This window comes from Brevibacterium luteolum (genome assembly GCF_025147615.1).
GTDB classification, from domain to species: Bacteria; Actinomycetota; Actinomycetes; order Actinomycetales; family Brevibacteriaceae; genus Brevibacterium; species Brevibacterium luteolum.
Map to the genome: position 1 here is coordinate 1 of NZ_JALXPM010000086.1, position 3,644 is coordinate 3,644.

A 3,644-nucleotide genomic window follows, 5' to 3' on the forward strand; every position below is an offset into this window, starting at 1 on the left:
GACGCTCCGGATCACAGTTCAAGGTCGGCGACGAAGTTCGCGTCCTCGAGGCGCGCCTTGATGGTCTGCAGGAAGCGTCCTGCATCCGCACCGTCGACGAGCTCGTGGTTGTACGTCAGCGGCAGGTAGACCATGTCGCGGATCGCAATCGATTCGCCGCCGTCAGCGGTCTCGACGACGACCGGGCGGCGCGTGATGACACCGGTGCCCAGAATGCCCATCTGCGGGGTATTCAGGATCGGGGTGTCGAACAGCGCGCCGACGCTGCCGATGTTCGTGACCGTGAAGGTGCCGCCGGAGAGCTCATCCGGGCCGATCTTGGCCGTGCGGGTGCGCTCAGCGACATCGTCGATGGCCTTGGCCAGACCTGCGATCGAGAGGTCGCCGGCGTCCTTGACGACCGGAACGAGGAGACCCCGCTCGGTGTCGACGGCAACAGCCAGGTTCTCGTGGTCGAAGTAGGTGATCTCCTTGGCTTCGACATCGTAGGTGGCGTTGACCTTCGGGTGGACCTGGAGTGCTTCGACAATGGCCTTGGCGAAGAACGGCAGGTAGGTCAGCTTGACGCCGTGGGTCTGCTGGAACTGGTCCTTGTAGGCCTTGCGCAGCTGACCGACACGGGTCATGTCGACCTCGATGACCTGCGTGAGCTGTGCAGAGTTCTGCAGCGACTCGCGCATCCGGGTGGCGATCGTCTGGCGGATCCGGGAGGCCTTCTGCGTGGTGCCGCGCAGCTTCTTGACCTCTTCGGGGATCTCGACGACGAACGGCTCGCGGTCATCGGTGACAGCCGGCTTGCCGGCTGCCGGTGCCGGAGCACCGCCGGACTTCGATCCGCCGGCGTTCTCGGCTGCCGAGAGCACATCCTGCTTGCGGATGCGACCGCCGACACCGGTGCCGGTGACGGTGGAGAGATCCACGCCCTTGTTCTTGGCCAGGCGACGCACCAGCGGGGTGACGTACGCCGAACCGTGGGCGACAGTCGAGGAGATCGACTGCTTGGCCTCTTCACCGGCGGCCTGCTCGGCTGCGGCCTTCTGCGCCTCAGCGGCAGCGTCCTCGTCGGACTTCTCCGACTTCTCGGACTTCTTCTCAGCCTTCTTCTCGGACTTGTCCGACTTCTCGGCCTCGTCCTTGGCCTCCTTGGCGTCGGACTCCTTGTCCTTGACCTCGGAGTCATCGGACTCGTCGTCCTCGTCGGACTCCTCCTTGACGTCGTCGTCGGTGTCCTCCTCGGAGACGTCATCGGCCTGCTCGGTCTTGCGGTCGGTGGTCTCGGCCTCATCGGAGTCGTCGGAGTCATCCGCGTCATCCGAGTCGTCAGCCGGGGCATCGCCGGAGCCGATGAGCGCCACGACATCGCCGACCTCGACGACATCGTCCTCATCTGCCATGAGCTTCTGCACGGTGCCGGCCACAGGGGAGGGCACCTCGGTGTCGACCTTGTCGGTGGAGACCTCGAGCAGCGGCTCGTCGACTTCCACCTCGTCGCCGACCTCCTTGAGCCAGCGGGTGACGGTGCCTTCGGTGACCGATTCGCCGAGCGCCGGCATCTTCACCTCAGTGGAGTCACCGGAACCGCCCGAGGACTTCTTCTTCGGCTTCTCGTCGCTGTCATCCGAGTCATCCGAATCGTCGGAATCATCAGCGGAGTCGTCGGAGTCATCCGCGTCGTCCGAGTCGCTGTCGTCAGCCTCGTCTGCGGAATCCTCATCAGCTGAGTCCTCGTCAGCCTGATCCTCAGCCCCGTCATCGGAGGAGTCGGCATCATCACTGTCGGCATCCTCATCAGAGGAGTCGTCAGAGGAGTCGCCGTCACCGTCGCCGATGACAGCCAGATCGCCGCCGACCTCGACGACATCGTCTTCGTCCGCAAGGATCTCCTGCAGGGTCCCGGCGTACGGGCTCGGAATCTCGGTGTCGACCTTGTCGGTCGAGACCTCGAGCAAGGGTTCGTCGACCTCGACCTCTTCGCCGACCTCCTTCAGCCAGCGGGTGACTGTGCCCTCGGTGACCGATTCACCGAGAGCCGGCATCTGCACTTTGTTGGACATAACGTTTCGTCTCCCTCGCTCTTAGCTGTGGAAATGAAGGGGCTTGCCGGACAGAGCCAGGGCGGCTTCGCCGATCGCCTCGTTCTGGGTCGGGTGGGCGTGGATGAGCTCGGCGACCTCTTCGGGGAAGGCCTCCCAGTTGACGATCAGCTGCGCTTCACCGGCCTGCTCGCTCAGGCGCGCGCCGATTCCGTGCACGCCGAGGACGGGCCCGTCTTCGAGGCTGACGAGCTTGATGAGACCAGTCGTCTTGAGGATCGTCGACTTGCCGTTGCCGGCGAGGTTGTACTCGATCGTCTTGATCTTGTCCTCACCGTGCTTCTCCTCAGCCTGCTTCTGGGTCAGGCCGACGGAGAAGATCTCCGGCTCGCAGTAGGTCACGCGCGGGATGCCGGATTCGACGACCGGTGCCGGGTCGAGTCCTGCGATCTCTTCAGCGACGAAGATGCCCTGGGCGAATGAGCGGTGGGCCAGCTGCAGGCCGGGCACGATGTCGCCGACGGCGTAGATCGAGCCGACGCCGGTGTGCTGGCGCTCATCGGTCAGCACGAAGCCGCGGTCCATCTCGATGCCCTGATCTTCGAAGCCGAAGCCCTCGGTGACCGGGCCGCGGCCGACGGCCACGAGCAGCACCGCAGCGTCGAGCACGGTGCCGTCTTCGAGGGTGACGTGCACGCCGTCGTCGTCCTGCTCGACGCTCTTGAACATCGTGCCGACGGTGAACTTGATCTTGCGCTTCTTGAACGCGCGCTCGAGGTTCTTCGAGATCGTCGCGTCCTCATTGGCGACCAGGTTCGGCAGACCCTCGACGATGTGGACCTTCGAGCCCATCGAGGCCCAGACGCTGGCGAACTCGACGCCGATGACGCCGCCGCCGAGCACGATCGCAGACTCGGGCACCTCGTCGTACTGCAGCGCCTGTTCCGAGGTCATGACGCGGCCGCCGATCTCGATGCCGATGGTCTTCGACGTCGAACCGGTCGCCAGCACGATGTTCTTGCCGGTCACGGTCATCGAGCCGTCATCGGTGGAGACCTCGACGGTGTCCTTGCCGGTCAGCTTGCCCTCACCGGCGATGTAGTCGATGCCGCGCGCCTTCACGAGTCCCTGCAGACCCTTGTAGTTGCGGTCGATGATGCCGTCTTTGAATTCCAGGACCTTGGCCATGTCGACGCCCTGCAGCTCGACATTGATGCCGAAGGACGCGGCCTCGCGTGCGGAATCCGCCACCTCGGCGGCGTGCAGCAGGGCCTTGGTCGGGATGCATCCACGGTGGAGGCAGGTGCCGCCCACCTTGTCGCGTTCGATGAGTGCGACGCGCATATCGAGCTGGGAAGCGCGCAGCGCGGCAGCGTAGCCGCCCGTGCCACCACCCAGAATGACGAGGTCGTAGGTGTTGTCCGATTCGCTCACAGGTTGCTCCTCGTTGAATGGATGAACTGCCGGGTCACGGCACTTGTCTCCATCTTTCCACTATTTCCCGGAAATGTCGCAACCGTTCGCCCCTGCACCCCCGTAACCCTGCTCACGTCTGTCTCATGTGGATTCCCGGCCCGAGGCGGTGGCTGGTGTGGGCACATGGTCAGGGGC

Annotated in this window: 2 protein-coding genes; both read right to left on the bottom strand. The window is 64.6% G+C overall.

What is annotated here, in order from left to right; genetic code table 11:
* Positions 1 to 11 precede the first annotated feature (11 nt).
* Positions 12 to 2,054, bottom strand: coding sequence for a 2-oxoglutarate dehydrogenase, E2 component, dihydrolipoamide succinyltransferase (gene sucB, locus M3C25_RS13065; RefSeq protein WP_259857217.1), 2,043 nt, complete (start codon positions 2,052 to 2,054; stop codon positions 12 to 14).
* A gap of 21 nt (positions 2,055 to 2,075) precedes the next feature.
* Entirely contained in the window at positions 2,076 to 3,467 is a 1,392-nt protein-coding gene (gene lpdA / locus M3C25_RS13070; protein WP_259857219.1) for a dihydrolipoyl dehydrogenase, read from the bottom strand.
* Between the last annotated feature and the right edge of the window lie 177 nt (positions 3,468 to 3,644).